The organism is Actinophytocola sp. NPDC049390 (genome assembly GCF_044466355.1).
In the GTDB taxonomy this organism is placed as follows: Bacteria; Actinomycetota; Actinomycetes; order Mycobacteriales; family Pseudonocardiaceae; genus Actinophytocola.
In genome coordinates this window covers 1-24,998 of record NZ_JBITMQ010000011.1, presented here as the reverse complement: position 1 = coordinate 24,998, position 24,998 = coordinate 1, and the positions used below count along the sequence as shown (strand labels likewise).

Here is a 24,998-nt window from a genome sequence, read left to right as displayed (position 1 = left end):
CCGCAAGGGTTTCTCCACTGTCCCGGGCGGACCTAGCGTCGAAACACATGACGACCTCGACCGCACCCGTCGACGTGGTGCTCCCCTGTCTCGACGAGGCCGCCGCGCTGCCCGGGGTGCTCACGGCGCTGCCGCCGGGTTACCGGGCGATCGTGGTGGACAACGGCTCCACGGACGGCTCACCCGACGTCGCCGCCGCGTACGGCGCGACCGTCGTCCACGAGCCGCGCAAGGGCTACGGCGCCGCCGTGCACACCGGCCTCACGCACGCCGACGCCGAGATCGTGTGCTTCCTCGACGCGGACGGCTCGCTGGACCCGGGCGAACTGGTGGCGCTGGTCGCCGAGGTCGAGGCGGGCGCACGGCTCGCGGTAGGCCGTCGTAGAGCGCTCTCCCGCGGTGTGTGGCCCTGGCACGCGCGGGTGGGAAACCGCGTGCTGGCAACGATCGTGCGGCGGCGCGGGCTGCCGGTGTCGGACATCGCGCCTGCCCGTGCCGCGCGGCGGGCGGACCTGCTGGCACTCGGGGTGCGCGACCGCGCGTTCGGGTATCCGCTCGAACTGCTGGTACGCGCGGCGGACGCGGGTTGGACGGTCGTGGAGCGCGACGTCACCTACCGGCCGAGGGCGGCGGGCACGCGGTCGAAGGTGTCGGGGTCGGTGCGCGGCACGATGCGCGCGGTGCGCGACATGGCGGCGGTGCTGCGATGACCGCCGTGCTGCTCGTCGTGGCGAAGGCGCCGGTGGCCGGGTTCGCGAAGACTCGGCTGGCGCCCGCGGTCGGTCCGCGGCACGCGGCCCGGCTCGCCGCGGCGGCGCTGCTGGACACAGTGGACTGTGTGCGTGCGGTCGCCGACGCGGTACCGGTGTGCGCGCTGACCGGCGACCTCGGGGCAGCGGAGCGATCCGCCGAGCTTGGGAGAGCGCTCTCCGACTGTGTGGTGATCCCGCAGCGCGGTACCGATTTCGCCGACCGCCTGGCGAACGCGCACGCCGACGTCGGAGAGCGCTTTCCGAACTCACCCGTGCTCCAGGTCGGGATGGACACCCCCCAGCTGCGCCCCGCGTTGCTGACCGGTGCGCTGACCCGGCTGGCCGAGGCCGACGCGGTGCTCGGCCCGGCGGCGGACGGCGGCTGGTGGGCACTGGGGCTGCGCCGGGCGGCCGACGCGCACGTGTTGCGCACGGTGCCGATGTCGCGGCCGGACACGGGCGAGCTGACGCTGTTCGCGTTGCGGGAACTTGGTCTGCGCGTCGACCACCTACCCGTGCTGTCCGATGTGGACACCGTGGAGGACGCGGCCCGGGTGGCGGCACAGGTCCCCGCGTCGCGGTTCGCGCACGCGTTCCGGGAGGCGGTCTGATGATCGACACGCATTTCGAGCCGGGACTGCTCGGCGAGCGGTGCTGGCTGGAGCTGGCGACAGGCGAGCGGATCAGCCTGCCGACCGAGCGCTGGCGGGCGACGCCGGACCCCGGTGACGAGTTGTTGTTGAGCAGTTGCCACGGCCCGACGCTGGACATCGGCTGCGGTCCGGGCCGGTTGACGGCGGCGTTGAGCGAGCGCGGGGTGCCCGCGCTGGGCACGGACGTGTCCGCGGTGGCGGTGCGGCTGACGATCGAGGCGGGAGCACCGGCGATCCAGCGGGACGTGTTCGACCCGCAACCGGGCGAGGGCACGTGGCGGCACGCGCTGCTGGCGGACGGCAACATCGGCATCGGCGGCGACCCGGTGCGATTGCTGGGGCGGGTGCGGGAGCTGTTGCGTGCGGGCGGCAGCGCGCTCGTGGAGGTGGACCCGCCGGGCGCTGGGCTGCGGTGTGGGCAGGTGCGGGTGTCCACTGGCGACACCGAGGACGCCCGCTGGTTCGAGTGGGCGTGGCTGGGCGCGGACGCGGTGCCGGAGACGGCGGACCGCGCGGGACTTGCCGTCGCCTGGCTACACGCGGCGGGCGGCCGCTGGTTCACGGAGCTGACGAAGTCATGACCTCGGAGGAGAGGAAGACGGCCGCCGGCCCCCCGAAAACCAGCGTAACGGCGAGCACCGACAGTTCCCTGCGGTCGCGGGGAGTTGTCCACAGGTTCATGCCTGCTCCCGACAGCGGGCTCGGCCGGTTCATCCAGCGGGTTCAACCCGACGAGGCGAAGTTCCGCGGCCCCGCCCACCACGAGAAGGTCACCGCCCGGATCGGGCTCTGGCTCGGGGTGGCGTTCCTGCTCTGCTTCGTCACCGGGTTGCTCAGCCATCTCATCCAGCACCCGCCGTCGTGGTTCTGGTGGCCCGCTCGTCCCGCCGACCTCTACCGGATCACGCAGGGCGTGCACGTGGTCGCCGGCGTGGCCGCGATCCCGCTGCTCCTCGCGAAGCTCTGGTCCGTCTACCCGAAGCTGTTCAGCCGCCCCGTCGTCCGGTCGCTGCCGCACGCGCTTGAACGCCTCTCCATCCTCGTCCTCTCCGGCGCCGCCTTCTTCGAGTTGACCACCGGCCTCTTCAACGTCGCCCAGAACTATCCCTGGTCCTTCTACTTCCTCGCCGCCCACTACGCCGTCGCGTGGATCGCGATGGGGTCCGTGCTGCTGCACGTCGCCGTCAAGTTGCCGATCGTGCGGCGTGGGCTCGCCACGCCCGTCGACGCGTCCCGCCGCGCCTTCCTGCGGACCGGTTTCCTCGCCTCTGGAGTCGCCGTCGTCGCCACCGCCGGGGCCACTGTTCCGTTCCTGCGCGACGTCTCCCCGCTGTCGTGGCGGTCCGATCGCGGGCCGCAGGGGTTGCCCGTCAACCGGACCGCGGGGGCGGCGCGGGTCACCGTCGACCCCGGGTGGCGGCTCGAGATCGTGACGCGGACCGGGACCACGCGGTTGTCGCTCGCGCAGTTGGCCGACCTGCCGCAACGCACCGCCGAGTTGCCCATCGCGTGCGTCGAGGGGTGGAGCCAGTCCGCCACCTGGACCGGCGTGCCGATCGCCGACCTCATCGACCTGGTCGGCGCACCCGAGGGCAGCGAAGTGCACGTGACTTCGCTGGAACGTCGCGGCGCCTACCGCACGAGCACGCTCCCCGGAACCCATACACGTGACCCGGAAACGCTGCTCGCGCTCCGGCTGAACGGCGAAACCCTCGCGCTCGACCACGGCTTCCCGGCGCGCGTCATCGCGCCGAGCCGGCCCGGCGTCCTGCAGACCAAGTGGGTCCACCGCCTGGAGGTGCTCTGATGCGCTGGCTCCTCGCGCTCACCGGCCTCGCCCTGCTCGGCTACGGCGCCGTCCTCGCGTGGGACTTCGCGAGTTCCCGCACGGTCAACGCCGTCCAGGGCGCGGCCTGGTTCGTCGGCGGGCCGATCGTCCACGACGGACTCGTCGCACCGGTCGTCGGGCTCGTCGGGCTCGGGCTCACGAAGTTCCTGCCCCGGCCGTGGCACGCGCCGGTCACCGTCGGGGCCGTGCTGACCGGTGTGCTGACGCTGCTCAGCGTGCCCCTGTTGTGGCGGCCGTACGGCGGCGCCACCAACCCCGGCCTGCACGACCGCGACTACGGCACGGGGCTCGCCGTCGCGCTCGGGATCGTGTGGGTCGCGGTCGTCATCGTCGGATTGGCCCAACAGCATCGGTCGAGATTGGCACTTGGACGGGACCAATCCAGTTCCTAGTGTTGGCCGCATGACGAACGTGGACATGTGGTTCGACCCGAAGTGCCCCTGGGCGTGGATCGCGTCGCGGTGGCTTCTCGAGGTCGAGCGGGTGCGGGACGTCCGGGTGCGTTTCCACGTCCTGTCCCTCGCCGTGCTCAACGAGGGGCGCGCGGTCGAGGCCTGGTACCGCGAGTGGCTGGACACCGCGTGGGGTCCCGCACGGGTCGCGAAGGCCGTCGAGCAGAAGTACGGCCCGGACGAGGTGCGTGCCGTCTACACCGCGCTCGGCACCCGCATCCACCTGGAGAAACAACCCCTCGGCCGCGACCTGTACGCCGCCGCCCTCACCGAGGCGGGCCTGCCCGCGGACCTGGCGGACGCGGCAGGCACCACCGACCTCGACGACGCGCTGCTCGACGGCAACCGCACCGGGCTCGGTCCCGTCGGTGAGGACCTCGGCACCCCGGCGATCCACGTGACCGCCCCGGACGGCGAGGTGACCGCGTTCTTCGGGCCCGTCGTCTCCCCGGTCCCGCGCGGCGAGGCGGCGGGGAAGCTGTGGGACGGCGTGCTGCTGGTGTCCGGCACGCCCGGGTTCTTCGAACTGAAACGCGCCCGCACCCGTCCCGTGGTCGGCTGACGGTGCCGGACAGGCGAACGCCGCACGCGGGCGAGCGAGGGGTTACCGTCCGCGTGCGGCGTCGCGCAGAGCCCCGCTTGGAGCTCTTCCCGGCCCGGGGGCATCGAGCCGGAGTTGGTCTCGGCCGCGTCCTGCGGCCGAGCGTTTCGGAGGACTCAACTGGTTCCCGAGTCAATCATTGTGGTTCCACCGTCTGACCGGCAAGAGTCGCCTCAACTGTGCGCGAACCGTTGTCCAACTCGAGCCGAACCTTGTCGCCCGGCGCGTGGGACCGGACCGCGGCCACGAGCGCGTCGGACGAGTCGATCCGGCGGTCGTTGAGCTTGGTCACCACGTCACCCGGCTTGAGGCCCGCTTTCTCCCCGGCCCCGCCCGCGACCACGTCGGCGATCAGCGCGCCGCCGTCCTCGCCGTCGCGGACGCTCACCCCGAGCACGGTCTGCGTCGCCTTGCCGGTCTCGGCGATCTCCTTCACGGTGCGCCTGGCCTGGTCGATCGGGATGGCGAACCCGATGCCGACCGAGCCGGCCTGCCCGTTCGCGGCCCGCGGTGAGTAGATGGCCGAGTTGATGCCGACGATCTGGCCCTGCATGTTGACCAGTGGCCCACCGGAGTTACCCGGGTTGATCGCGGCGTCGGTCTGGATCGCGTCCAGCACGGTCGCCTGCGAACCGTCCTCGCCACCCGCGCGGGTGGGCCGGTGCAGCGAGGAGACGATGCCCGAGGTGACGGTGCCGGACAGCTCGAACGGCGACCCGATCGCCACCACGCCCTGTCCGACCTTCAGCGCGTCGGAGCTGCCCAGCTCGACGACCGGCAGGTCCGTCCTGCCCTCGGCCTTGACGACCGCGACGTCCGACGTCGGGTCGCGGCCCACGATCGAGGCGGTGGCGGTGGTGCCGTCCTGGAACACGGCCTCGATGCGCCCGCCGTCGGCGGCGCTCTCGACCACGTGGTTGTTCGTCACGATCAGCCCGTCGGAGCTGATGACGAAGCCCGAGCCCTCCCCTGCTGAGGACCGGCCCCGCACCTGCAACTGAACCACGCTGGGCAGCACCTTCTCCGCCACCGCCTCGACCGACCCCGCGGGAGCCGCGGAGGTCTGCTGGGCCGGTGGCTTCTCGTCGAGCGCGTTCGCGACCGGCGCGCTCGCCGTGTTGTCGGCGACGACGTACCCGCCGACCGCCCCCGCGCCACCGCCGACGAGCAACGCGAGCGCGGCGACCCCCGCGACGAGCGCGCCGCTGCCGCGACGCTCCTGCCGCGGTGGCACGTCCCGCTGCGGGCGGCTGGGCGGGTTCGGGTTGGGCAGGTAGTTCCCGGTGGGCGGGGTCGGCGCGCCGACGGCCGACCCGAACAGCACCTGCTCCCGCGTCGGCGGGTTCGCAGGAGCACCCCACTGGCCTTGTTGTGGCGCCGGGGCTGCCGGGTACGACGGCCGGGCCCACTCGCTCTGCTGGGGCGCGGCCCACCCACTGGACTGCGCGGCCTGCTGGCCCGGTGTCCCGTCGGCAGACCCACTCGCGTCCGGTGCGGCTACCGGGGCCTGCTCAACGGGCTCCTCGCCGCCCGCTTTCCCTTGCGTGGCGGGCGAATCCGGTGCCGCCCACTCGCTCCGCGTCCCCTCGTCCGCCGGGCCGTCGGGCTGACCGGCGGCGGGCCGGTTGTCCTCGCTCATGCCTCCCCCTCGCGGGCTCCGGGAAGCCGCTCGCGGTCCGGTGCCTTCTGGTTCGCTCCGCAAGCTCCGCTCATGTGACCACCTTCCGCCTCTGTCCTGAGAACGGCCTGAGACCAACCTATGCGGAGTTACAGAATCGGCTCTGAACTCCCGGGCAGCCTCATCGCGATGAGTGCCCCGCCGTCGGCCGATCTACCCGCGAACACCGCACCTCCGTGCCGTTCGACCGCGCTTTTCACGATCGCGAGCCCCAGCCCGGAGCCGGGCAGGGTCCGTGCCTCGTCGGAGCGGTAGAAGCGGTCGAACACGTGCGGGAGGTCCGCGTCCTTGATGCCGGGACCGGCGTCGGCGACCTGGAGGAAGGCGTAGCCGTGCGCGGCGGGCCGCAGGTCGACGCGCACGGTCCCGTCCGGTGGCGAGAACTTCACCGCGTTGTCCAGCAGGTTCAGCACCGCGCGCTCCAGCGTGTGCGGCTCGCCGACCAGGAACCACGGCTGCAGGTCCACCTCGAAGTGCACGTCGCCGGCACGTCGCCGAGCGCGCGCGAGCGCCTGCTCGACGACCTCGACCATGTCCACCCGCTCGTGCGCGATGGGCGGCGCGTCCTCCCTGGCCAGCTCCACCAGGTCACCGATGAGCTGGGTCAGCTCGTCCAGCTGGGCACGCAGGTCGGCGTGGATCTCGACGCGGTCGTGCTCCGAGAGCTGCGGGGTGTCCGGTTTCTCCGCCGACAGCAGCAGCTCCAGGTTGGTCCGCAGCGACGTCAGCGGCGTGCGCAGCTCGTGCCCTGCGTCGGCGACGAGCTGCCGCTGCCGGTTCTGCGCGTCCGACACGGCGGACAGCATGAGGTTGAAGCTGTGCGACAGGCGGGCCAGCTCGTCGTCGCCGTCGACCTGGATCGGTCGCAGGTCACCGGTACGGGCGACCCGTTCGGTGGCCCGGGTCAGGCGCTGCACAGGTCTCAGGCCCGTCCGTGCCACCGCCGTGCCCGCCGCGGCCGCGACCACGACCCCCGCGCCGCCGATCAGCAGCAGCACCAGCGACAGGTCCGCGAGCTGCCTCTTCGTCGGCCCCCACGACTGCGCCAGCACCAGCGCGTCACCCTGGTAGGGCACGGCGACGACCCGCGAGTCGCTCTTCGCGTCGGTGCGGATGCTGGGCGCCTCGCCCTTCGCGACGGCGATCTCCTTCGGGCCGACCGGCGGCAGGCTCTCCGTCGTGCCGATCGACACGTGGCCGGTGTCGTCGACGACCGCGACCTCGACCCCCGACAACCCGAGGAGGCCGACGGGCAGCTGGTCGCCGGACGGGGTCTTGATGATCCACTTGTTGTCGACCGTGGCCTGCGCCTTCTGCCACAGGGACTCGTCGAGCTGCGCGTAGAGGTTCTCCCGGACGGTCCAGTACGCCCCCAGCGACACCAACGCCACCGCGCCTGCCACACAGCTGGCTGCGAGCAACGTCACCCGCGACCGGAGCGACACCCGTTTCTTCGCTGACGTCGCTGCCCCGGACAGCAACATCACGGAGGTGTCTCCCGCAGCACGTAGCCGATGCCGCGCACGGTGTGGATCAGCCTCGGTTCACCGTCGGCCTCGGTCTTGCGGCGCAGGTAGCCGATGTACACCTCGAGCGCGTTGCCCGAGGTCGGGAAGTCGTAGCCCCACACCTCCTCGAGGATGCGGCTGCGTGTCAGCACCTGCTTCGGGTGCGCGAGCAGCAGCTCCAGCAGCGCGAACTCGGTGCGGGTCAGGCTGATCGACCGGTCACCGCGCTTGACGTCGCGGGTGTTCGGGTCCAGCTCCAGCCCGGCGAAGGCGAGCACCTGCGGCGCGGGTCCGCTCGTGTCGAACGTGCGGCGGCGCAGCAGCGCACGCAGCCGGGCCAGCAGTTCCTCCAGCGCGAACGGCTTCGGCAGGTAGTCGTCGGCGCCCGCGTCGAGGCCGGACACCCGGTCCGACACGGTGTCCCGGGCCGTCAGCACGAGGATCGGCAGGTCGTCGCCGGTGCCGCGGAGCCGCCGGCACACCTCCAGCCCGTCGAGGCGCGGCATCATCACGTCGAGCACCATCGCGTCGGGCCGGGAGTTCGTCACCGACTCGAGTGCCTGCTGGCCGTCGCTGGCCAGGTCGACCTGGTAGCCGTTGAACTGCAGAGACCGCCGGAGCGACTCGCGGACGGCACGGTCGTCGTCGACAACGAGGATGCGCATGCGGTCAGTGTTACCCGCCGTGCTGAGACCTGCCTGAGAAGGTCAGAACGAATCGGCCATTCGGGGTAACCGGGGCGCACCGGTCAGGAGATCCAGGACACGCGCCGCCACCAGGTCACCCTCGATCACGCCGGCCCGCCGCAGCATGGCCGTGTCCGCGGAGCCCGCGAACCACGGGCCGAGCGCCCGGGCGTGCAGCCGCACCGTGCCCTGACCACCGGGTTCGCACCGGACGGTGCCCGACTCGACGACGAGCCGGTGCCTGCCGGACTGCCATGGCGCGTGCTCGTCGGCCACCTCGATGTCCACGGCCGTGTCGGCGAGGTGGGCGGCGACGGGCCAGCCCCGCGCGGCGACGGCGGCGGGCAGGTCGACGACCCGCAGCATCCACGGGTGGTTGCGCACGTCGTGCAGCACCGGCTGCGGCAGGACCAGCTGCCACCAGGCCGGGTCGTCGATCCGCAGCGAGATCTGCTCGATGATCCCCGCCCAGCGGGCGAGGTTCGCGAACAGGGTGCGCAGCGTGTCGACGTCGTCGGCGACGAGGTCGTGGACGACGAGCTTCTCGCCGTCGGGTCGCTCACCGGTCAGGTAGCCGCGGACCGTGCCGTCCTCTCCCGGCACGACCTCGAGGATGTCCTGGTCGAGCAGCCATTCCACCTTGAACGAGTCGGTGGCGCGGTCGAGCATGCCGTCGACGTCCCGCGCGAACCGCTGGTAGCAGTCGTGCAGGCCGGGCATGTCGTCCTTCGCGCCCCGGCGCATGACGAGCCGTTCGGCCGGCCTGGGCAGCATCGCGAAGTACTCGGGCCGCAGCGTGACGCGTTCGTAGTTGCCGGTCTGCTCCCAGCCGCGGCCGCGGTAGAGCGGCGGCACCGACGGGTACAGCGCCGAGACGCACTGCCCGCGGTCACGCATCTCCGGCAGGATCGCGTCGATCAGCGCGTTCGCGACGCCGTGCCCGCGCGCGCCGGGCGCGACGGCCACGTTCGCGACACCGCCCATGGGTACGGCGGCACCGCCGAAGTACTGCCGGTAGTCGCGGACCTTCAGGGTGCCGACGACCCGGTCGTCCAGCTCCGCGACCAGGCCGTGCCAGCCCGGCTGGGCCGACCACAGCGAGCGCGGCTCCGGTTGACGCGGACCGCCGAACGCCAGCCTCGAAACCTCGTAGATCTGCTCGTCGTCATCATCCCGAGGTGGCCGGACGATCACATGCGCTCCCTGTCAGTCCCAGTCGAAGAATCCCCGCCCAGTCTTGCGACCCAGTTCGCCGCGCGCCACCTTGTTTCGGAGCAGATCCGGCGGCGTGAAGCGCGGCCCCAGCTCCCGGGTCAGGTGCTCGGCGATGGAAAGCCGCACGTCGAGGCCGACGAGGTCGGTGAGCCGCAGCGGCCCCATGGGCCAGCCGTAGCCCAGCCGCATGCCGGTGTCGATATCCTCGGCGGACGCGACGCCCTCCTCGAGCATGCGGATGGCTTCGAGCCCGACCACCACCCCGAGCCGTGACGTGGCGAACCCGGGCGAGTCCCGGACCTCGATGACCGTCTTGCCGAGCGACTCACCCCACTCCCGGGCGGCGGTGACCTGCTCGGCGCCGAGCCCGTCGTGCACGACCAGCTCCAGCAGGGTCTGCACGGGCACCGGGTTGAAGAAGTGCATGCCGATCACGTCGTCGCCGAGCTGCCGCACCGACAGCGACGAGGTGTTGGAGGCGAGCAACGCGGCCGGGCAGGCCCGCCGGATGTCGGCGAGCACGCGCTGCTTGAGCGCCACGTCCTCGGGCACGGCCTCGATGACCAGCTGAACGTCGCCCGCCAGCCGGTCCACCGCGCTCACGACGTCCAGCCGCGCCAGGAGTTCGTCGGCGGTCCCGTCGAGCTTCCCGCGCTCCTCGGCCTTCCGCAGCGACCGCGCCACTGCTTCTTTCGCCGCGGCCGCCCGCTCGTCCCCGGCCTCGGCGACGGTGACCCGGTCCCCGGCGGCGAGCAGGACGTGCGCGATGCCCGCCCCCATCGTCCCGCCGCCGACGACCGCCGCGAAGCGCGTCACTCAACCACCTCGGCGGAGAACATCGCGACCAGCTCCATGCCACCGATCTCGGTCAGGTTGGCGCCGGAGGCCTGCCACTCGGGGGAGGCGAAGGCGGCCTTCATGGCGTCCTTCGACTCGAAGTACAGCTCGGCGATCAGGTAGGGCTCGGAACCTTCGAGGAAGTTGGGCACGAAGGTGCGCCCGACCTTAGCGATCTCCTGGCGGACCAGCCCGGGAACCTTGTCGATCAACGGCTTGTGCTGCTCGAAGTAGGCCTTCTCGAACGCCTCGGGATCGGCGGGCTGCTTGTACAAGGCGACATACTTGATCATGTGACACTCCTCGTATAGGCCGGCGGTCGAACTGTAATAGGTCCGGACGGGGCACGATAGTGCCGTGCGGATCATCCTGCTGCGCCACGCGGAGAGCCTCGGCAACGTCGACGAGCTGGCCTACACGAGAACCCCGGACCACGCCCTGCCACTGACCGTCCGAGGCGAGACCCAGGCGAGGGCGGCGGGGTCGGCGGTGCGCGCGTTGCTGCACGGTCCGGTGGCCGCGTACGTGAGCCCGTACGTCCGCGCCCAGCGCACGTTCGCGCTGCTGGACGTGCCCACCGAACGGGTGGTCCCGGAGCCGCGGCTCCGCGAACAGGACTGGGGCAACCTGCAGGACCCGGTGGAACAGGAGCTGGAGAAGCAGCGCCGCCACGAGTTCGGCCACTTCTTCTACCGCCTCCCCCACGGCGAGTCCGGTGCCGACGTCGACGACCGGGTGGCGTCGTTCCTGAACGAGCTGGAACAGCGCATCGGCAAGGACCCGTCCCACCCGAACACGGTGCTGGTGGTCTCCCACGGCCTGACGATGCGGTTGCTCTGCCGGCGCATGTTCTCGTGGAGCATCGACCTGTTCGAGTCGCTGTCCAACCCCGAACACTGCGCGCTCCGCCTCCTCGACCACGACGGCACCCGCTGGCACCTGAACGAACCGTTCGCCCAGTGGCGAGACTCCCCGGACGGCACCAAACAACTCGGCGACGTGTCACCGCGGTGACTTGTCCACAGCCGCACCGGTTGTCCACAACCAAGATCGACATCACCCCCACCGTCGGCAAGCACCGGTAGACTGGCAAGCGGGGAGCCCCCGGGAATGGGTGGGGGCCGACGTTACGTCCTGGGGGCGGACAATCTCAGCGTTTCGCTGGCACCACCGTCGGCCGGCGCTACAACAGACCCCGGCGAGCCGCCGCCACCAGACGCCCCGGAACCTTGAGCTTCCGACCGTCCGGGGTCGTCACCTCCACCAGGTCGGGCGCCGCCGCCTTCCACTGCGCGCGGCGGGACCTGGTGCGGCTGCGGGACTTCTTCCGTTTCGGGACGGCCATCAGTTGCCTCGCTTTCCGTAACGGCGGTGGAACTTCTCGACCTGGCCCGCGCTGTCCACGATGCGTCGTCCGCCGGTCCAGAACGGGTGCGAGTCGGCGGTGACGTCGACGACGACCAGCGGGTAGCGGTTGCCGTCCACCCACTCGATGTCCACTGTGGACGTCGCGGTCGAACGGGTCAGGAACTGACTGCCCGTCGACGCGTTCCGGAACACCACCGGGTGGTAGTCGGGATGGATGTTCTTCTTCATGCCTTGTCCTCCAATGGTTCCCACGCGTGGAACGGGTCCTCGTAGCCGTGCCAGTCGGCGGCCAGTTCCTCGTCGGTCAGCAGCGCCTCGCGCAGCGTCGCGACCAGGTGACCTGGGGACGCGTCGTGCGAGAGGATCGCGATCTCCTGCATCCGGTCGCCCCACCTCGGGTGCCAGTCCACGGCCGCCTTCGCGCGGCGGTGCTCGCTCGCGCGCTGCCACGCGGCGTCGTCCACGGTGGCCAGCCACGCGCCGGCGTGTCCGACCCGCAGCCCGCCGCCCGCGGACTCCAGCCACAGCGCGACGTCCGGTTGCGTCGCGACCCAGATCCGGCCACGCGTGCGAACCACGCCCTCCAGCAGCACGTCGATGGCCTCGTGCAGCCGGCCCGGGTGGAACGGCCGACGCGCCTCGAAGACGGTCAGCGCCACGCCGCAGTCGGGTTCCAACGGCGGACTCCAGGCCAGCAGCGGGGCGTGCGCGTCGGTCACCTCACCGCGGCGGGCGTTGGCCGGGATGGTGTCGAGCAGGCGGTGCACCGACGAAGCTCGCGGCGCGGCGGGCGCGAGCCGGTCCAGCACAGCCGTGGCGCGGGCGGCGGCCCAGCCGTCGGCGGCCTGACCGGTGACCACGATCGCGTCGGCGAACTCGACCTGTCCGATGGCGACCTGGGCGAGCGTGCGGTCGTCCTCCGGCGTGAGGCCGAGCGGTTCGTCGCCGGTCGCGGCGGTCAGCCAGCGCCCCTCGTCGACGACCGCGACGACGGCTTCGACGGTGGCGACGTCGGCGATCGTGACGTCGCCGACCAGCACGTTGTGCAGTGCCCAGCAGACGGGCTCGGGCTCGACGCCCGGGTCGAGGTGCAGGACGATCCGGCGCACGTCCGGTTTGGCGGCCAGCGCACGCAGCAGAGGGAGGGTGTCCAGGCGCAGCGTGCAGGAGACGCAGCCGTGCGCCAGTTCGAGGACCGTCTCGCTCGGCGGCCCGTCAGCGGTGCGCACCGTGCGGCGGACGATGCCTTCCGCGAGCCCGCTGAGGTCGTGGCGCACGACGACCGTGCCCGGCTCCTCGCGTAGGAGCCGGCCTGCGACCCAACCTGTCACGCCCCGGTCCAACCCCGTGACCAGCACCAACCGGGTGTCCTGCACGACAAACCTCCCCGCTATCGACAATCATTGTCATTACCGTACAGTGGAATACCTGAAGATGGAAATCGTTGTCGATACGTGGAGGTGTGATGTCGGCGGTATGTCAGGTCACGGGCCGGGCACCCGGCTTCGGCAAGCAGGTGTCGCACTCGCATCGCCGCACGACGCGGCAGTGGCGGCCGAACCTGCAGCGACGCAGGTACTGGCTGGCGAGTGAGCAGCGGTGGGTGCGGCTGCGGGTGTCCACGAAGGGAATGAAGGTGATCGACCGGCGCGGCATCGAGTCGGTGGTCGCCGAGCTACGCGCGAAGGGACAGCGAATCTAGATGGCACGCAACGAACTGAGGCCGATCGTCAAGATGCGGTCGACGGCGGGCACCGGCTACACGTACGTCACGAGGAAGAACCGCCGCAACGACCCGGACCGCCTGGTGCTGCGGAAGTTCGACCCGGTGGCGCGCGTACACGTCGAGTTCCGCGAGGAGCGCTGATGGCGAAGACGTCCAAGATCGTCAGGAACGACCGCAGACGCGAGATCGTGGCCCGCTATGCCGAGCGCCGCGCGGAACTGAAGAAGATCATCGCCGCCCCTGGTTCGAGCACGGCCGAGCGCGAGGCGGCGGCCCGTGAACTACGCGGTCAGCCTCGCGACGCGTCCGCCACACGGATCCGCAACCGCGACGCGGTCGACGGCAGGCCGCGCGGGTACTTCCGCACGTTCGGCCTGTCGAGGGTGCGGCTGCGGGAGATGGCCCACCGCGGCGAACTGCCCGGCGTCAGCAAGTCGAGCTGGTGAGGCCGCGTCCAGGCGCGCCACGCAGGAAGCGGAACCTGCTGGCGCAGGAAGGTGTGTCGAGTGTGGACTGGAAGGACGCGGCGCTGCTGCGCAAGTTCATCTCGGACCGGGGCAAGATCCGCGCCCGCCGGGTGACCGGCCTGACCCCGCGACAACAACGCCAGGTAGCGACCGCGATCAAGAACGCCCGGGAGATGGCGCTGCTGCCGTACCCGGGCAGGGCGCGCTGAGGTCTGGCCTCCGGCCCCCTCGAACCACGCTACGGCACGGCACCGACAAACCCGCGCTCACAACGGTTCTGTGGACAACCGCCCACTGCCCGCCGCCGATTGTCGGTGCCCGCCACTACGCTTGATTCCGGGGCCGGAGGCCACGCGGGTCGTGCTCGATGTCCGCTCGTTATGGGATCAGCAGTGTCTTTCCCACAGTCTGGCGGGCTTCGATCGCCTCGTGGGCCGCTACCGCCTTGTCCAGCGGGAAAGTTTGACCCACCAGTGGGGTGATCGTGCCGTCCACCGCGGCCGCGAGCATGTCCGTCACTGCCGCGCTTCGATCCACCCCCTTGCCGATGTCGAGAATCGACACCGCCCGCACACCGCTTCTCGCTGGCTCCGTGGTTGCGAAGTCACCCGCGGAGGAGCCGTAGGCCAGGAACCGGCCGCCCGGGTTCACCAGCCGGTACGCCGTGGTGCCGATGTCACCGCCCGTACCGTCCAGCACCACGTCCACACCGCCCACCCGCGTGGGCCAGTCCGGCTGTGCGTAGTCGACGGCCTCGTCAGCACCCCATTCTCGAACGAAGTCCAGTTTGCGAGGGCCCTTCGCCGCGCCGACCACTACCGCACCGCGTGCCTTCAGCATGGGGATCAGCAAGGTGCCCAGGCTGCCGCCCGCGCCGGTGATCAGCACTCGTTCGTCCGGCCGCACGTCCGCCGTTTCCAGAATTCCCACGACCGTCGGACCGTCGTGAAGCAGCGTCAGCGCTTCCGGCAGGCCCAGACGATCCGGGACGGGCACCACGTCGGACAGGCGCACCACCGCGCGTTCCGCGTAGCCGCCGGTTGGCGTCATGCCGCCGTTCTCGCCGGTGTACGCGAGCACGCGGCGGTCCAGCCACGACTCGTCAACGCCTCCGCCGACCTCGCGGACCCGGCCAGCCACGCCGTTACCCGGCACGTACGGCGGCTCGACCTGGAACCACTCCTTGCCCCAGCCCAGTCGGATCCGCGTGTCGACGAACAACACGTCGACCGCTGCCACCTCAACCACGACCTGGCCATCGGCCGGTACCGGGTCCAGCACCTCGCGTACTGCCAGGACCTCCGGCCCACCGTGCCTCGTCACCTCTACCGCTCGCATGCGGCCCAGTCTTGGACCTCAAGCAAGGTGGAGGTCAAGCGATCAGGCCGCCCCGGTACGCCACGAGTGCCGCCTGCACCCGGTTCACCGCGCCGATCTTGCCGAGCACCGCCGACACGTAGCCCTTGACCGTCGCCTCCGACAGGTGCAGTGCGCTGCCGATCTCGGCGTTGGACAGCCCCTGGCCGATGAGCGCGACGACCTCCCGCTCCCGGTCGGACAGCGACGCCAGCAGTCGCCGGGCCGGCTCGGCCGCGCGCTCACCGTCCGCGACCGCCGACAGCACGCGGGCCGCGACCTTCGGGTCGAGCACCGCGCCGCCGCGGGCCAGGTCACGCACGGCCTTGATCAACACAGCCGGTTCGGTGTCCTTCAGCAGGAAGCCGTTCGCGCCGATGCGCAGCGCCTCCTGGACGTACTCGTCGACGTCGAAGGTGGTCAGCATGGCGACGACCGGCGGCTCCGGGAGCGCGCGGATCTTACGCAGCGCGACGATGCCGTCGGCCGACCGCATCCGGATGTCGAGCAGCACGACGTGCGGTCGGTGCTGCCGAACGAGGTCGGCAACGTGCACCCCGTCGTCACACTCGGCGACCACCTCGATGTCGCCGGCGCTGGTCAGAATTGTGCGGAGTCCTGAGCGGACGAGATCTTCGTCATCCGCGAGCAGCACCTTGATCACGAACGCCTCCCCGACAGTGGGCGGTCATGGCGGGTCTACTTGACAGTAATGATCGTACCTCGTTGCCCTGAGTGACCAGCGGTTATGCGGGTCGCATCGCGTCACGCAGCTTGACCTTGCCCCCGCTGCGCATCACCGCGTTGGCGTAGATCCGCCCCGCCAACCACACCAGCAGCGGGATCAGCACGACGACGAGTCCGACCGAGACGACGGCCTCCCACACCGGCACGCCACCCATCGCGAGCCGCATCGGCATCAACGTCGGCGCGAACACGGGGATGACCGACAGCACCTCCGCGAGCGTGTTGTCCGGTTCGGACGGCAGCACCGAGATGCCGACGACGTAACCGACGATGACGAACATCAGCGCGGGCGTGATCACGCCCGCGACGTCCTCCTGCCGCGACACCAACGCCGCGAGCGCGGCGAACACCAGCGAGTACATGACGAACCCGAGCAGGTACCACACGATCAGCCACACCACGGTGCCGATGGCGGCCGACGCGGATATCGACAGCACGTCGAGCGCGAGCGCCGCCGCGATACCACCGCCGCCGATCACCACCATCTGGACGAACCCGACGAACCCGATGCCGAGTACCTTGCCGGCCATCAGCTGCCACGGCCGGATGGTCGACAACAGCAACTCGACCACGCGACTGGACTTCTCCTCGACCACCCCCTGCGCCACCAGCTGCCCGTTCAGCAGCAACGACATGTAGATCAGGATGCCCGCGACGATGCCCAGCACCAGCTGCTCCGGCTGGTACGGGTAGGGCTCCTCCAGCGGCTCCACGTCCACGGCCGCACCCACGACCGACGACCGGACCCGCACCGGGTCACCACCGAGCGCGGTGATCTCCCGGTCGAGGGCGAGCTGCCCCGCGAGCACGTTGAGCGCGTTCTCGAGGTCGCCGTCGAGGTCCTTCTCGACCACGACCCGCAGCGGACCGTCGACGCCGCCGACGATCAGGGCGTCGAGCGCACCGTCCGCGACCTGCTTCCTGCCCTCCTCCTCGCTGACGACCTTCGTGCCGACGCTCTGCCCGATCTGCCCCGCCGTCGCCTTCAACGGCTCGGCGAGCACCTGCGTCTGCTGTGTGACGCCGACCGTCTCGCCCGAGCCGCCGGACAGCTTCATCACCAACGCGAACCCGATGAGCAGCACGAGTGTCGCGACGGTCGTGATGATGAACGCCTTCGACCGCATCTTCGTGGTGACCTCGCGGCTCGCGACGAGCCGCGTCGCGTCCCACGAGCTGAGCCGGACATCCGGAGCGGTCATGCCGTCACACCTACCTTGTCCTGCGCGGACTCCGGCACCGTGCCCTCACTGGCTTCCTGCGTCACCACTTCCCGGTACAGCTCGGTCAGCGACGGCCGCCGCCTGCTGAACTCGGTCACCGGCCCGGTGGCCAGCGCCGCGTGCAGCACGACCTGGTCGTCCGCGTCGTCGGCGAGTTCCAACACGGTGCGGGCACCGTCCTGTTCGCGCACCGTGACGCCCGGCAGACCGGACGCCCAGCCGGTCGTGGCGTTCGGCGCGACGACCACGAGCTCGACCGCGCCACTGGACCGCAGCTCGTCGACCTCGCCGATCGCGACCATCTGTCCACTTCGGATGATCCCGACGCGGTGGCACAACCGTTCGACGAGCTCCAGCTGGTGACTGGAGAACACCACCGGTATGCCCTCAGCCGCCTTGTCCAGCAAGACGTCACTCATCACGTCGACGGCGATCGGGTCAAGCCCGGAGAACGGTTCGTCCAGCACGAGGATGCTCGGGTCGTGCACCAGCGCGGCCGCGAGCTGCACGCGCTGTTGGTTGCCCAGGCTCAGGTTCTGGACGTCGTCGCCCTGCCGGTGCGCGACGCCGAGCCGCTCGGTCCAGTCCGCCATCGAACGCCGGGCGGCCTCCGCCGAGAGGCCGTGCATGCGCGCGAGGTAGATCAGCTGCTCGCCGACCTTCATCTTCGGGTAGAGCCCGCGTTCCTCGGGCATGTACCCGATGCGCCGCCGGGTCTCGAGCGTGATCCGTTCGCCGTTCCAGCGCACCTCACCCGAGTCCGCGGCGAGCACGCCGAGCGTGATGCGCATGGTCGTCGTCTTGCCCGCGCCGTTGCTGCCGACGAATCCGAAAAGCTCGCCTGGCCGGACGTCAAAAGTCGTGTCCCGCAAGGCGACCACGTCGCCATAGCGCTTGGAGATGCGGTCGATCTCCAGCCGTCCGTCACCCAAACCCGGACCCCCTCCCACAAACCGCCGTCGGAAGGAACCCTAGTACGGGAAGTCAGTTCTGACGCAGCGAGCCGATGCTGAATTCCACCCCCTGATCATCGCGACACGCGGCGTGCCAGCCTGCCGAATTGGGTTGCGTTTCCCCGGCCGTTCCGCCGGCGTCCCGGATGCGTCGCGCGGCCTCGTCGACGTCCGCCACCCGGAAGTACAGGTCAGGTCGTCCGGCGTGGTCCACGAAGAGACCACCGGGTGGCGCGGAGTTCTCGATGTTCCACCCGTTCGGATGGGAACCCGTCGATAACTCCCAACCCAGCGCTGCCTGATAACGATCTTTCACCGAGTCGTCCGCCACCGGAACGACGTAGTAGAAAAGGTCGCCTTCCGCGCATTTGGGGCTGGTCTGCGCATATCCTTCCGCGGGCTGCCACAACGCGAGCGAGCCATTCTCGGCCGTACAACTCCACCCCGACGTGTACGACACCGGGTCGGCAGCGTCCCCACCCAGTTGACGCAGCCGTGCCACGGCCGCTTGCGCATCGGGTACCTCGAAGTACAGATCGGTACCCGGGCTTCCCTCGGCCAGCCCGCCGGCAGGAGAGCTGCCCTGGATGTGGTTGTCGTCGGTGTAGGTCCAGCCGAACACAGTCGCGTAGAACTCCTTGGCGCGCGGCAGGTCCGGCGCTCGGATCACGTAGTACATGGTTTCTCCCCTTCACTGGGTCCACTGGTGGAGCGCGAGGCGCCACTCGCCGTCCCGGTGCACGAGCACCGACGACACCGCGACCGACATCGGTCGTTCGTGCTGCTCGTGCATGACGGTGGCCCGGTGCGTGAGCACCGCCGTCGAGTCTCCAATGTGGACAATGTGTGGATCGGTCAGTTCGTACTTGTGGTAAATGGGGTGGTCGACCATGGCGGCGACGCACTGTTCCTTGGTGTACGTGTTGCCATCACCGGGAAAGATCAGCATCGCCTCGTCCGTCAGGTTCCGCGCGAAGAACTCGACGTTCCCGTCCGCTATCGCGTCGAGGAAGTCCCCCAGCCGGGCGAGCAGCATCCGTTCCAGTGAGTGCCGGGCGAAGCCCGCTAAAAGCCCTGCCCAGTTCGCTTTCTCCCAGCCGCCGTGCCGCACGACGACCCGTGTGCCACCTCGTACGGCCTCGAACCGCACCTCAACGTCGGTCCGCTCGGCGGGGTCGACCCCGGGTGGGCCGTAGCTGAAGGCGAGACGCGGCCCCGGCTCCCACGCCGACACCCGCCCGATCTCGATGTCGCCCTGCATCAGCGCGCCGTTCTCGAAGCGCAGCTCACCGTCCGGCGCGCCCCACAGCGAGCGGTCCGCCCGCCACCACGCGGCGATGTCCCTCGTGAACAGGTCGAACGCGGTGGCCGGGTCGACCTCCACCTCGACCGCCACGTTGGCCTCGGTCATTCCTGTTTCCTCTTCTTCGCGTAGTCGGAGAAGGCGTCGAGCTGTTCGGTCCAGAACGCCTCGACCTGGTCGAGCCAGGCACGCAGCGCCGCGAACGGCTCCGCCCGTAGCTGGTAGACGCGCACTCGCGCGTCCTCGTCGAGCGCGCGGACCTCCACCAGCCGGGAGGCACGCAGCACCCGTAAATGGCGGCTGATCGCCGGGAAACTCATCCCCGCCGAGTCGGCCAGCTCGCCGGCCCGTCTGGGGCCCTGCCGCAACTCGTCGACCACCTGCCGCCGGACAGGGTCGGCGAGGGCGACGAGCACCTCGTCCACTTCGGTTCGCACAATGACAACTATTAACGCAAGCGTTAAGCATGTCAAGCGTTTCGAACAAACTTGTGGATGACGTCAGCCGCAGCGGCGCGCCACGGGCCGCCGACCCGCGGCGTACGCGGCGGGCGGCACACCCATGAGGTGGCGGAACTCGCTGGTCATGTGCGACTGGTCGTAGTACCCGGCCGACGCGGCGACGTCCGCCCACCGCCTGCCGGACGCGGTCGCGAGCACCGACCGCACCCGGTCGATCCGCGCGAAGTGCTTCGGCGAGAGCCCTACGCCGTCGGCGAACAGCGCACGTAGTCGCCGCTCGCTGACGTGCAGCCGCCGCGCCGTCGCTGCCACGCCTTCTTCCGCGAGCAACTCGGCCGCCTCACCGACCAGGTCGTCGCCCACCCCGCGCTCCGCGACCGCGACCGCCAACGCACCGACCGGGTCCTCGACAAGGCCGTCGACGTCCAGGCCGGGCAACACGCGGACCTGGACGACCCGGTCGGCGAGATCCCGGACAGGCCGTCCGAGCAGGGCTTGCGCACGTCCCGGCCGCAGCCGCACGCGCACGCACGACGGCCCGGGATCGGCGACGTGGTACGCCGCGCGGGTCCTCGGCCCCATCACGACCACCGAACGTCGCTCCCCGGGAGTGGTGCGCACGACGAGAGTGGTGGCGTGGTCGGGTAAGTCGACCGCGTCCGCACCCGACGCGGCCGCCACGTCGATGCCCACCACCCACGGCCGCAACTCGTTCGGCACCACAAGCGTTCCCATGCCGCCACGGTAACCGCGACCGCCGACAACGAGCCGTGCCGAAACTTCCTATAGACCGGCCGGTGCGGGCACGACAGTCGGTCCATGATCCTTGTCACCGGCGCCAGCGGCACCATCGGCGGGCACGTCGTCCGGCTGCTCGCCGACCGCGGCGTGCCCTTCCGCGCCATGTCCCGCAACCCCGTCGACCTGCCGAACGCGGTACGCGCCGACTTCACCGACCCGGTGTCGCTGACCGCCGCGGTCGCCGGCGTCGACGCCGTCTTCCTGGTCACCGTGCCGCCCGTGCCGTCCGCGGAGCACGACATCGCGCTGGTGGACGCGGCCACGGCCGCGGGGGTGCGGAAGATCGTGAAACTGTCGGCGATCGGCAGTGGCGAGCCTTTCGAGGGTGCCACGGTGGGCGCGTGGCACGTCGAAGCGGAGGAGGCCATCGCGGCGAGCGGGTTGGCGTGGACCGTCCTGCGGCCGCCGAGCTTCGCGTCGAACTTCCTGCGGTACCAGGCCATGATCGCCGAAGGCGACCAGATCCCGAACGTGTTCGGCACGGCTCGCCAACCCATCGTGGACCCACGCGACGTGGCCGCGGTCGCGGTGGCGACCCTGCTCGACAGCACACATGACGGTCGGCGCTACGACGTGACCGGCCCGGAGCTGCTCACGTTCGACGATCAGGCAGCCGTCCTCGAACGCGTGCTCGGCCGCCCGGTGCGGACCGTCGATGTCGGCCTTCGCCCACAGTTGGAGGCCGCAGGCATGCCGGCGGAAGCGATTGCGCAGGTCAGCCTGGGTACGAGCTGGGCAGGAGCGGGTGGCGCGGAGTACGTGACCGAGCACGTCAACCGGATCCTCGGGCGGCCTCCCGGCACGTTCGAGCAGTGGGCGATCGACCATCGAGCGATGTTCAACCGAATGCGGTGACGCGGCGCCCCCGGCTGCCGCTAGGCTGTCGGGGCAACGCCCTCGTAGCTCAGGGGATAGAGCACCGCTCTCCTAAAGCGGGTGTCGTAGGTTCGAATCCTACCGGGGGCACTACAAGGATGGGAACAGGATTGTCACCCGCTGTGGGTGACTCCTGTTCCCTTTTGCTTTGTTTGCGCTGCTCACGGCGCTGGCGTGCCTGGTCGAGCGATATGACGGCGGCGTCGTGGGCGACCCGGCTGGCGGCTGTGATGGTGGGGCCGGTCAGGGTGACCCGGCAGGTGGCGGTGTGGGTGTCTCTGTTGTAGCGGATCTCCAGCCGGAGGGCTTCGAAGAGGGCGCGGGCGAGCTCTTCGGGTAGTTGGTCGACTTCGATCTTCGTCACGGGGAGTGCGTCGATCAGGTCGGGGTTGGGGGTGGCCAGGATGCGCTGCTCGACTTCGGCGAGTTGGGCTTCGAGTTGTTCCTTCTGGGTGCGGAGTTCGGCACGCCGATGGTTGATGTCGCGGACGAAGTCCTCGTCGGGGTCGTCGACGAGTTCGAAGTTGCGGATGGTTCGCTTGATCTTGAGGTCGGTGTCGGCGATGGCCCGGCGGAGTCCGGCGACCTGTTGCTCTCGTTCCTGTTGGATCGTGGTGTCGAGGTAGCGGAGGTTGGCGTCGAGTAGTTGGCGGCGGTAGTCGCCGAAGACGTGGTCGGACAGGAACGAGTTGATCTTGTCGAGCAGGTGGTCTTCCCGTACGAAGACCCCGCCTGCGGCCGGATGGCCGGCTGGGACGTAGCCCTTCTTGGGGGCGCAGGCGTAGTAGACGTATTTGCGGGTCTTGCCGTTCATGCGCCGCCCGCACAGGTCGCAGAACAGGTAGGTGCGGAACAGGTAGGAGCGTTTGGTCTGGGGATGCTTGGTGTTGGGCCCGGCGGCTGTGCGGGAGCCGAACCGGTGGCCGCTGACCTCTTGGACCTGGATGAAGGTGTCGAGGTCGACCAGCACCTCGTGCACGGGTTCGGGTGACCAGATCCACTCCGAGACGGGGTTGAGTACGTTGCCGCCGGATTTGCGGGCGCGGCGGTTCCACACCATGTGCCCGGTGTACTTCGGGTTGGTGAGGACGTCGCGCACGTTGGAGTAGGTCCACCGGCCGACAGCCCGAGACGGGTTGATCGGTGTGGGCGGCGGGTTGGTCGCCAGGTCGAGGTTGAGCCGCTCGGCGATCGTTTCGTAACCGAGTCGCTCCTCCAGTCGCCACTGGAAGATCCGCTTGACGACCGGTGCTTCGACTGGGTTGGGCTCGAGGAAGGTCTTCTTCTGGCCCTTGGCGCGCTTGGCCGGGACCGGATGCGGGACTCGTTTGGCCTGGAAGCCGTAGCACGGCTTGCCGACGTTGTAGCCCTCCTCGGTGTGCACGGCGAACCCGTCCCAGGACTTCTCCAGCATCTCGATCACGTAGAACTCGGCGATGCCCTGCTTGACCCGGCGGGTGAGCAGTTGGGTGGCGACCTTGGCTTTGCGGCCGGTGCCGTCGTGGGCGAGGGTGAACGGCTCGTCGGCGGCCAGCAGCCGCACCCCGGCGCGCTCGAGCCGGTTCTCGATATCGGTGCCGATGTAGGTGCGGCGGGCGATGCGGTCGATGGACTCGCAGATGACGTAGTCGAAGCGCCGGTCCGGGCGCTCGGCCTCGGCGAGCAGGTCCTGGATACCGCCGTCACGCGGGATCGGGATGTCGAACTGCTCGTGCGCGGTGCTTTGGCCGCGGGCGGCGAGGTCCTTGCGGCCGGATTCGATGTCGTAGAAGTTCGCCACGATGAGCGCGTCCTCGGGCAGCACGAGTTGGGACGCGCGGTACTGGCGAGGCAGCGACAGCGTGGGGTCCTGCTGGTCGTAGGTCGAGGTACGGCCCGCCCACGCGAAGCGCAGCAGCCGAGGCCGCGTCTCGGCGGTTCCGGTGTCGTCGTGTCGGCGGTACGGGCTGCGGGCGCGGCCTACTGGGCGGTCGTCCGCCCACTTGCGGACGAGTTCTGGGCCAGCCATGCGGTCACCTCCCTCAGCACGCGGGCTTGCTGGTGGGCGAGGGCTTCGCCGTCGGGGCCGTCGAGCAGCGTGATGTCGAAGACCACCTCCGGTGCTTCGGTCTCGGCTCGCTGGCCAGTCTTGGCGTTGCGTCGCCGACTGGCCGAGGACGACTGTGGCCTTCTGGCGTCTGTCCTGCCGGGCGGACGCCGTCGGCGGGTGTTGTGTGCCTCCGTCACCGCGCATCACCACCCGTGCCATCAGTCCAGCCCGACCGGTCGGTGAGGCGGTGAGCCAGGTTCTCCGCGTCTGCGGTCCAGTCCAACAACCCCGGCGACCACGCCTGCTGATGCGCCGTGGCCGAGCCGGGGAAGTCCTCTGACACGGCGGTGGTGAGGGTGGCGACGCCAACTCCGCACGCGGTCAGTTCGCGGAGTACGGCTTGGCGCTCGGTCATCCGCCTGGGTAGGCGTGAGTCGTCGAAGCAGGCCAACACGTCGAAGTCGCGAGTCCGGTCGTGTGCCTGCTGGAGCAGTTCGACGAGTCCACCTCGGACCTGGTGCCCTGCCAATGACAGGACCCTCGGTGCGCCGTCCCGCCAACGATTCCAGACGCCGATGTCGGCAAAGCAGGCCGAGATCGGCGTCCGCTCGGACAGGGCGACCGAGACCGCGTGCAGTTGGCGCAGAAGCGAAAGCGGCGCATCCTTGGCGCTTCCACACTTGCCGTAGAACGCGACTCGAACAGGTCCGGAATGGACTACAGGGCGCAGGCCAGAAACGGTGAGTTCGGCCATCTTCGCGCTCCTTTCTCTTACAGCGCTTGACATTCGTGTGCCGCGCTGACGCGCGGCGCACGTGTATCCACGCTCCGTACGTCCGAGACGGTCAAGCGCGGTGCGACACAGGACTCGCAGTGCCGCGCTACCGCGTCAGTTGCCGGGTGCGGGTGTTTCCCCGTCCCAGGTCGGATTCGTTCGCCACGCGCGCCGCTGGGTGGCCGCTGGGTCGGTGCGGCCACATCCGGCGGCCCACGACCCGCCGGGGAAAGTCCTTCTGCAGCAGCCGTTCCTGTTGCCGGTTCAGGGCTGCGCTATCTGCGCTTCAGCACGGACAAGGGTCACGCTGCGCGTCGCTGCCTGTCGCTGTCGGGGAAGTCAGTCGACGTGTGCGGCTGGCCCGTCGTCGAGGCGACGAGTCGAAGTCGCGCGCGTCGATCCGCGCTCGCGGAAGCGGCAGAACGACCGGCCTGTGTGGTGTCCTGTTCGTGTTCCGGTTCCGTCAGAGGATTGATGGTGGCGAGCAATCGGGTGTGCCAGTCCAAAGCGAAGCGCAGACAATTCGACTCGCTGCGATGAGTGGGTGAGCAGCCAGGGACGTGGCGACCCCGCAGGCTCCACGATGCCGTTCTCTCGCCGGTCAGACACTGTTGATCGGTCACGGGTGGCGGGGTAGCCCGGCCCTTGTAGCGGCCTTGCCCGCGGATAGTCCGATCGGCGG

Annotated in this window: 33 protein-coding genes, 1 tRNA gene and 1 pseudogene; 16 read left to right on the top strand and 19 right to left on the bottom strand. The window is 70.2% G+C overall.

Features of this window, described 5'->3' with window-relative positions; translation table 11 throughout:
• Nucleotides 1-47: 47 nt before the first annotated feature.
• The 6 genes from ACIBVP_RS28035 (at nucleotide 48) to ACIBVP_RS28010 (ending at nucleotide 4,268) form a co-directional block, all read left to right on the top strand.
• Complete coding sequence (locus ACIBVP_RS28035) at nucleotides 48-710, top strand: glycosyltransferase family 2 protein (RefSeq protein ID WP_396109346.1); 663 nt, start codon at nucleotides 48-50, stop codon at nucleotides 708-710.
• A complete protein-coding gene (locus ACIBVP_RS28030) occupies nucleotides 707-1,363 on the top strand; it encodes a DUF2064 domain-containing protein (protein WP_396109345.1) in 657 nt (218 codons plus the stop codon). The genes ACIBVP_RS28035 and ACIBVP_RS28030 overlap by 4 nt, the downstream gene beginning before the upstream one ends.
• Nucleotides 1,363-1,986 carry an SAM-dependent methyltransferase gene (locus tag ACIBVP_RS28025; RefSeq protein ID WP_396109344.1) on the top strand — a complete coding sequence of 208 codons (624 nt, stop codon included), beginning with the start codon at nucleotides 1,363-1,365 and terminating at the stop codon, nucleotides 1,984-1,986. The genes ACIBVP_RS28030 and ACIBVP_RS28025 overlap by 1 nt, the downstream gene beginning before the upstream one ends.
• Before the next feature lie 98 nt (nucleotides 1,987-2,084).
• Nucleotides 2,085-3,212, top strand: coding sequence for a molybdopterin-dependent oxidoreductase (locus tag ACIBVP_RS28020; protein ID WP_396109343.1), 1,128 nt, complete (start codon nucleotides 2,085-2,087; stop codon nucleotides 3,210-3,212).
• Nucleotides 3,212-3,646: a hypothetical protein gene (locus ACIBVP_RS28015; protein WP_396109342.1), complete on the top strand. Its 435-nt coding sequence runs from the start codon at nucleotides 3,212-3,214 to the stop codon at nucleotides 3,644-3,646. The genes ACIBVP_RS28020 and ACIBVP_RS28015 overlap by 1 nt, the downstream gene beginning before the upstream one ends.
• Nucleotides 3,647-3,656: 10 nt before the next feature.
• Nucleotides 3,657-4,268: a disulfide bond formation protein DsbA gene (locus ACIBVP_RS28010; protein WP_396109341.1), complete on the top strand. Its 612-nt coding sequence runs from the start codon at nucleotides 3,657-3,659 to the stop codon at nucleotides 4,266-4,268.
• A gap of 175 nt (nucleotides 4,269-4,443) precedes the next feature.
• Here the strand turns inward: ACIBVP_RS28010 and ACIBVP_RS28005 are convergent, their stop codons facing one another.
• The 6 genes from ACIBVP_RS28005 to ACIBVP_RS27980 form a co-directional block, all read right to left on the bottom strand.
• Nucleotides 4,444-5,946, bottom strand: coding sequence for a trypsin-like peptidase domain-containing protein (locus ACIBVP_RS28005; protein ID WP_396109340.1), 1,503 nt, complete (start codon nucleotides 5,944-5,946; stop codon nucleotides 4,444-4,446).
• A gap of 128 nt (nucleotides 5,947-6,074) precedes the next feature.
• Complete coding sequence (locus ACIBVP_RS28000) at nucleotides 6,075-7,469, bottom strand: ATP-binding protein (protein WP_396109655.1); 1,395 nt, start codon at nucleotides 7,467-7,469, stop codon at nucleotides 6,075-6,077.
• Nucleotides 7,469-8,158: a response regulator transcription factor gene (locus ACIBVP_RS27995; RefSeq protein ID WP_396109339.1), complete on the bottom strand. Its 690-nt coding sequence runs from the start codon at nucleotides 8,156-8,158 to the stop codon at nucleotides 7,469-7,471. The genes ACIBVP_RS28000 and ACIBVP_RS27995 overlap by 1 nt, the downstream gene beginning before the upstream one ends.
• A 42-nt stretch (nucleotides 8,159-8,200) precedes the next feature.
• Complete coding sequence (eis, locus tag ACIBVP_RS27990; protein ID WP_396109338.1) at nucleotides 8,201-9,373, bottom strand: enhanced intracellular survival protein Eis; 1,173 nt, start codon at nucleotides 9,371-9,373, stop codon at nucleotides 8,201-8,203.
• Between the two features lie 12 nt (nucleotides 9,374-9,385).
• Nucleotides 9,386-10,210, bottom strand: a complete 825-nt coding sequence (locus ACIBVP_RS27985; RefSeq protein ID WP_396109337.1) for a 3-hydroxyacyl-CoA dehydrogenase family protein — start codon at nucleotides 10,208-10,210, stop codon at nucleotides 9,386-9,388.
• Nucleotides 10,207-10,524, bottom strand: a complete 318-nt coding sequence (locus tag ACIBVP_RS27980; RefSeq protein ID WP_396109336.1) for an EthD family reductase — start codon at nucleotides 10,522-10,524, stop codon at nucleotides 10,207-10,209. Before ACIBVP_RS27980 ends, ACIBVP_RS27985 begins: the two co-directional genes overlap by 4 nt.
• 64 nt (nucleotides 10,525-10,588) lie before the next feature.
• On the opposite strand from ACIBVP_RS27980, the gene ACIBVP_RS27975 reads away from it, so the two are divergent.
• Nucleotides 10,589-11,245, top strand: coding sequence for a histidine phosphatase family protein (locus tag ACIBVP_RS27975; protein ID WP_396109335.1), 657 nt, complete (start codon nucleotides 10,589-10,591; stop codon nucleotides 11,243-11,245).
• A gap of 169 nt (nucleotides 11,246-11,414) precedes the next feature.
• On the opposite strand, the gene rpmF is transcribed toward ACIBVP_RS27975, so the two are convergent.
• Genes rpmF through mrf form a run of 3 tightly spaced genes read right to left on the bottom strand, consistent with a single transcriptional unit; the run spans nucleotide 11,415 to nucleotide 12,975 of the window.
• Nucleotides 11,415-11,576 carry a 50S ribosomal protein L32 gene (gene rpmF / locus ACIBVP_RS27970; RefSeq protein WP_396109334.1) on the bottom strand — a complete coding sequence of 54 codons (162 nt, stop codon included), beginning with the start codon at nucleotides 11,574-11,576 and terminating at the stop codon, nucleotides 11,415-11,417.
• Complete coding sequence (locus tag ACIBVP_RS27965) at nucleotides 11,576-11,827, bottom strand: type B 50S ribosomal protein L31 (RefSeq protein ID WP_396109333.1); 252 nt, start codon at nucleotides 11,825-11,827, stop codon at nucleotides 11,576-11,578. Before ACIBVP_RS27965 ends, rpmF begins: the two co-directional genes overlap by 1 nt.
• Nucleotides 11,824-12,975, bottom strand: coding sequence for a ribosome hibernation factor-recruiting GTPase MRF (gene mrf / locus ACIBVP_RS27960; protein ID WP_396109332.1), 1,152 nt, complete (start codon nucleotides 12,973-12,975; stop codon nucleotides 11,824-11,826). Before mrf ends, ACIBVP_RS27965 begins: the two co-directional genes overlap by 4 nt.
• Before the next feature lie 89 nt (nucleotides 12,976-13,064).
• Here mrf and rpmB point away from each other — a divergent pair, with 89 nt between their 5' ends.
• From rpmB to rpsR, 4 genes are read left to right on the top strand one after another with little or no spacing between them, the layout of a single operon-like run.
• A complete protein-coding gene (rpmB, locus tag ACIBVP_RS27955; protein ID WP_396109331.1) occupies nucleotides 13,065-13,301 on the top strand; it encodes a 50S ribosomal protein L28 in 237 nt (78 codons plus the stop codon).
• Nucleotides 13,302-13,466, top strand: a complete 165-nt coding sequence (rpmG, locus tag ACIBVP_RS27950) for a 50S ribosomal protein L33 (protein ID WP_396109330.1) — start codon at nucleotides 13,302-13,304, stop codon at nucleotides 13,464-13,466.
• Nucleotides 13,466-13,771: a 30S ribosomal protein S14 gene (gene rpsN, locus ACIBVP_RS27945; protein ID WP_396109329.1), complete on the top strand. Its 306-nt coding sequence runs from the start codon at nucleotides 13,466-13,468 to the stop codon at nucleotides 13,769-13,771. The genes rpmG and rpsN overlap by 1 nt, the downstream gene beginning before the upstream one ends.
• Complete coding sequence (gene rpsR, locus ACIBVP_RS27940; protein ID WP_396109654.1) at nucleotides 13,765-14,001, top strand: 30S ribosomal protein S18; 237 nt, start codon at nucleotides 13,765-13,767, stop codon at nucleotides 13,999-14,001. Before rpsN ends, rpsR begins: the two co-directional genes overlap by 7 nt.
• Before the next feature lie 169 nt (nucleotides 14,002-14,170).
• On the opposite strand, the gene ACIBVP_RS27935 is transcribed toward rpsR, so the two are convergent.
• The 8 genes from ACIBVP_RS27935 to ACIBVP_RS27900 all read right to left on the bottom strand — a co-directional run bounded on the left by ACIBVP_RS27935 (nucleotide 14,171) and on the right by ACIBVP_RS27900 (nucleotide 20,570).
• Nucleotides 14,171-15,130: a zinc-binding dehydrogenase gene (locus ACIBVP_RS27935; RefSeq protein ID WP_396109328.1), complete on the bottom strand. Its 960-nt coding sequence runs from the start codon at nucleotides 15,128-15,130 to the stop codon at nucleotides 14,171-14,173.
• Nucleotides 15,131-15,164: 34 nt separating this feature from the next.
• Complete coding sequence (locus ACIBVP_RS27930) at nucleotides 15,165-15,812, bottom strand: response regulator (RefSeq protein WP_396109327.1); 648 nt, start codon at nucleotides 15,810-15,812, stop codon at nucleotides 15,165-15,167.
• Nucleotides 15,813-15,894: 82 nt separating this feature from the next.
• Nucleotides 15,895-17,097 (bottom strand): ABC transporter permease, encoded by a 1,203-nt coding sequence (locus ACIBVP_RS27925; RefSeq protein ID WP_396109326.1) that lies wholly within the window; start codon nucleotides 17,095-17,097, stop codon nucleotides 15,895-15,897.
• Nucleotides 17,094-18,050 carry an ABC transporter ATP-binding protein gene (locus ACIBVP_RS27920; RefSeq protein ID WP_396109325.1) on the bottom strand — a complete coding sequence of 319 codons (957 nt, stop codon included), beginning with the start codon at nucleotides 18,048-18,050 and terminating at the stop codon, nucleotides 17,094-17,096. Before ACIBVP_RS27920 ends, ACIBVP_RS27925 begins: the two co-directional genes overlap by 4 nt.
• A 52-nt stretch (nucleotides 18,051-18,102) precedes the next feature.
• A complete protein-coding gene (locus ACIBVP_RS27915) occupies nucleotides 18,103-18,750 on the bottom strand; it encodes a VOC family protein (protein ID WP_396109324.1) in 648 nt (215 codons plus the stop codon).
• Between the two features lie 12 nt (nucleotides 18,751-18,762).
• Nucleotides 18,763-19,482 carry a DUF4440 domain-containing protein gene (locus ACIBVP_RS27910; RefSeq protein ID WP_396109323.1) on the bottom strand — a complete coding sequence of 240 codons (720 nt, stop codon included), beginning with the start codon at nucleotides 19,480-19,482 and terminating at the stop codon, nucleotides 18,763-18,765.
• Nucleotides 19,479-19,811, bottom strand: a complete 333-nt coding sequence (locus ACIBVP_RS27905) for an ArsR/SmtB family transcription factor (protein WP_396109322.1) — start codon at nucleotides 19,809-19,811, stop codon at nucleotides 19,479-19,481. The genes ACIBVP_RS27910 and ACIBVP_RS27905 overlap by 4 nt, the downstream gene beginning before the upstream one ends.
• Before the next feature lie 63 nt (nucleotides 19,812-19,874).
• Nucleotides 19,875-20,570: a helix-turn-helix domain-containing protein gene (locus ACIBVP_RS27900; protein ID WP_396109321.1), complete on the bottom strand. Its 696-nt coding sequence runs from the start codon at nucleotides 20,568-20,570 to the stop codon at nucleotides 19,875-19,877.
• Between the two features lie 84 nt (nucleotides 20,571-20,654).
• On the opposite strand from ACIBVP_RS27900, the gene ACIBVP_RS27895 reads away from it, so the two are divergent.
• The 4 genes from ACIBVP_RS27895 to ACIBVP_RS27880 all read left to right on the top strand — a co-directional run bounded on the left by ACIBVP_RS27895 (nucleotide 20,655) and on the right by ACIBVP_RS27880 (nucleotide 22,503).
• Nucleotides 20,655-21,491, top strand: a complete 837-nt coding sequence (locus tag ACIBVP_RS27895) for an NAD(P)H-binding protein (protein WP_396109320.1) — start codon at nucleotides 20,655-20,657, stop codon at nucleotides 21,489-21,491.
• Between the two features lie 38 nt (nucleotides 21,492-21,529).
• A tRNA-Arg gene (locus tag ACIBVP_RS27890) sits at nucleotides 21,530-21,602 on the top strand.
• 250 nt (nucleotides 21,603-21,852) lie between these two features.
• Nucleotides 21,853-22,158, top strand: a complete 306-nt coding sequence (locus ACIBVP_RS27885) for a hypothetical protein (RefSeq protein ID WP_396109319.1) — start codon at nucleotides 21,853-21,855, stop codon at nucleotides 22,156-22,158.
• Nucleotides 22,159-22,503: a hypothetical protein gene (locus ACIBVP_RS27880; RefSeq protein WP_396109318.1), complete on the top strand. Its 345-nt coding sequence runs from the start codon at nucleotides 22,159-22,161 to the stop codon at nucleotides 22,501-22,503.
• On the opposite strand, the pseudogene ACIBVP_RS27875 reads toward ACIBVP_RS27880, so the two are convergent.
• Nucleotides 22,504-22,926 (bottom strand): annotated as a pseudogene (locus tag ACIBVP_RS27875) (recombinase family protein); the annotation flags it as partial.
• Here ACIBVP_RS27875 and ACIBVP_RS27870 point away from each other — a divergent pair.
• Nucleotides 22,891-23,784: a hypothetical protein gene (locus ACIBVP_RS27870; protein ID WP_396109317.1), complete on the top strand. Its 894-nt coding sequence runs from the start codon at nucleotides 22,891-22,893 to the stop codon at nucleotides 23,782-23,784. The pseudogene ACIBVP_RS27875 and the gene ACIBVP_RS27870 sit on opposite strands and share 36 nt — an antisense overlap.
• Here ACIBVP_RS27870 and ACIBVP_RS27865 read toward each other — a convergent pair.
• A complete protein-coding gene (locus ACIBVP_RS27865) occupies nucleotides 23,735-24,295 on the bottom strand; it encodes a hypothetical protein (protein WP_396109316.1) in 561 nt (186 codons plus the stop codon). The two genes, ACIBVP_RS27870 and ACIBVP_RS27865, sit on opposite strands and share 50 nt — an antisense overlap.
• Nucleotides 24,296-24,998: the final 703 nt, after the last annotated feature.

Excerpts from the sequence above, each read along its gene's own strand:
- ACIBVP_RS27900 (WP_396109321.1), bottom strand. The coding sequence starts at position 20,570 with ATGGGAACGCTTGTGGTGCCGAACGAGTTGCGGCCGTGGGTGGTGGGC.
- ACIBVP_RS27980 (WP_396109336.1), bottom strand. The coding sequence starts at position 10,524 with ATGATCAAGTATGTCGCCTTGTACAAGCAGCCCGCCGATCCCGAGGCG.
- ACIBVP_RS28025 (WP_396109344.1), top strand. The coding sequence starts at position 1,363 with ATGATCGACACGCATTTCGAGCCGGGACTGCTCGGCGAGCGGTGCTGG.
- ACIBVP_RS28000 (WP_396109655.1), bottom strand. The coding sequence starts at position 7,469 with ATGTTGCTGTCCGGGGCAGCGACGTCAGCGAAGAAACGGGTGTCGCTC.
- rpmG (WP_396109330.1), top strand. The coding sequence starts at position 13,302 with ATGGCACGCAACGAACTGAGGCCGATCGTCAAGATGCGGTCGACGGCG.
- ACIBVP_RS28035 (WP_396109346.1), top strand. The coding sequence starts at position 48 with ATGACGACCTCGACCGCACCCGTCGACGTGGTGCTCCCCTGTCTCGAC.
- ACIBVP_RS27865 (WP_396109316.1), bottom strand. The coding sequence starts at position 24,295 with ATGGCCGAACTCACCGTTTCTGGCCTGCGCCCTGTAGTCCATTCCGGA.
- ACIBVP_RS27995 (WP_396109339.1), bottom strand. The coding sequence starts at position 8,158 with ATGCGCATCCTCGTTGTCGACGACGACCGTGCCGTCCGCGAGTCGCTC.
- ACIBVP_RS27915 (WP_396109324.1), bottom strand. The coding sequence starts at position 18,750 with ATGTACTACGTGATCCGAGCGCCGGACCTGCCGCGCGCCAAGGAGTTC.
- ACIBVP_RS28020 (WP_396109343.1), top strand. The coding sequence starts at position 2,085 with ATGCCTGCTCCCGACAGCGGGCTCGGCCGGTTCATCCAGCGGGTTCAA.
- ACIBVP_RS28010 (WP_396109341.1), top strand. The coding sequence starts at position 3,657 with ATGACGAACGTGGACATGTGGTTCGACCCGAAGTGCCCCTGGGCGTGG.
- ACIBVP_RS27925 (WP_396109326.1), bottom strand. The coding sequence starts at position 17,097 with ATGACCGCTCCGGATGTCCGGCTCAGCTCGTGGGACGCGACGCGGCTC.
- rpsN (WP_396109329.1), top strand. The coding sequence starts at position 13,466 with ATGGCGAAGACGTCCAAGATCGTCAGGAACGACCGCAGACGCGAGATC.
- ACIBVP_RS27910 (WP_396109323.1), bottom strand. The coding sequence starts at position 19,482 with ATGACCGAGGCCAACGTGGCGGTCGAGGTGGAGGTCGACCCGGCCACC.
- ACIBVP_RS27895 (WP_396109320.1), top strand. The coding sequence starts at position 20,655 with ATGATCCTTGTCACCGGCGCCAGCGGCACCATCGGCGGGCACGTCGTC.
- ACIBVP_RS28005 (WP_396109340.1), bottom strand. The coding sequence starts at position 5,946 with ATGAGCGAGGACAACCGGCCCGCCGCCGGTCAGCCCGACGGCCCGGCG.
- ACIBVP_RS27965 (WP_396109333.1), bottom strand. The coding sequence starts at position 11,827 with ATGAAGAAGAACATCCATCCCGACTACCACCCGGTGGTGTTCCGGAAC.
- ACIBVP_RS27935 (WP_396109328.1), bottom strand. The coding sequence starts at position 15,130 with ATGCGAGCGGTAGAGGTGACGAGGCACGGTGGGCCGGAGGTCCTGGCA.
- ACIBVP_RS28015 (WP_396109342.1), top strand. The coding sequence starts at position 3,212 with ATGCGCTGGCTCCTCGCGCTCACCGGCCTCGCCCTGCTCGGCTACGGC.
- rpmB (WP_396109331.1), top strand. The coding sequence starts at position 13,065 with ATGTCGGCGGTATGTCAGGTCACGGGCCGGGCACCCGGCTTCGGCAAG.
- rpmF (WP_396109334.1), bottom strand. The coding sequence starts at position 11,576 with ATGGCCGTCCCGAAACGGAAGAAGTCCCGCAGCCGCACCAGGTCCCGC.
- ACIBVP_RS28030 (WP_396109345.1), top strand. The coding sequence starts at position 707 with ATGACCGCCGTGCTGCTCGTCGTGGCGAAGGCGCCGGTGGCCGGGTTC.